Consider the following 1,286-nt stretch of genomic DNA (forward strand, 5'->3'; position numbering starts at 1 on the left):
GGTGTATTTCTTCATTGTGTGCTTTCCAATTGCGAGTTGAAAAAGTCTAATGATTCTATGAATACACCTAACTTTTTCAACTAATTACAAATGTGTTGCACTTGGGATTTGAATCTGCGTAATAAAATAATGCTATGAATAAGGTCAGATCATTCTGTTATATGGACATTTCGGTTTGCACTTAAAACTGCAATGTGATGGGGGAAATGGGTATAAAGATAAAAAATATTTACGATAGAAATGTTCATCTGCCAAAGACTAAAAATGGTGATGCACTTAATATGCCGTTAACTATAAAGGCTATAGAGCTTCTGGATTTGATTCAATATGACGGACTTAATATTAATCCCTCAAAAAGAGAATTCATTTAAGTTGATATGGAAACGTAGAAAGCAAAAGGCAGGGCTTCCAGATATTCATTTTTATGACACGCGACATAAAGCACTCAACCCTTTGTGAATAAATAGAAATTATCGATTGATGTGCTGGCCCTGATCACTGGGCGTATATCAAAGTGCTGGCAAATACTTACTACACCCGGGATCGAAGATATTGCTGACATGTTAGAGGCTGCATACGAAAAGCCTTATTCAGTTAATGGGGTAGGGTGAGTAGTGAGGCTGAGGATTTTTGTGTGATATGAGATTGTTAATCTTCAGTTATCGTAAAGTGATGTCTCATTAAGTCAGTATTATTTGCATCATTTATTATAGAAATTAATACATCATATATAGCAGTTAGCTCATCTAGACTATGGAAAGCGCTCTTTCTGTTTATACGCTTACACATATCAAAAATATCTTCTTGGACTTCTTCAGCATGGTTAATTTTTTCTTTAGTGAGTGTAATTAACTTTCGAATATCACCTTCTATTACTTCGCTATTCTGATCGAGTGATTTGATAGACCCTTCCGACAATTTCAATATTTTTTTAAAATTATTTATTTTTAATGCGTTTTTATCTAAAGCTATGAGTGACATATTAAGGGATTGTATCTTTAATTCAAATTTTCTTTGTTCATCTGCACGATCTTCCTGTTTTTTTGCAATTTTTATCTGTTCAATTATTTGTCTATAACCAAAAATTGCAAGACTTAGCGCTAATATGCCTATCAGAATCTGAATCTGTCCTGAATTGCTCTCAGCCCATGTCGAAAAACTGGTGGTGTTTCAAAAAGTATGCTGAAACAAAGCAGGTTGAATTTTGATAAAATAGAGAAATGCGAATAACTCTAGAAATCAAATGTCCAACCTGCCTCAGTGACAGTATAAAGAAAAATGGCATC

Annotated in this window: 1 protein-coding gene; it reads right to left on the reverse strand. The window is 33.7% G+C overall.

Going from position 1 to position 1,286, the window contains the following annotated elements; all coding sequences use genetic code 11:
- Positions 1–648 precede the first annotated feature (648 nt).
- Positions 649–981 (reverse strand): hypothetical protein, encoded by a 333-nt coding sequence (locus FTU19_RS16140; protein WP_180003639.1) that lies wholly within the window; start codon positions 979–981, stop codon positions 649–651.
- Positions 982–1,286 lie beyond the last annotated feature (305 nt).

The organism is Acinetobacter sp. YH12072 (assembly GCF_013419565.1).
Lineage (GTDB): Bacteria > Pseudomonadota > Gammaproteobacteria > Pseudomonadales > Moraxellaceae > Acinetobacter.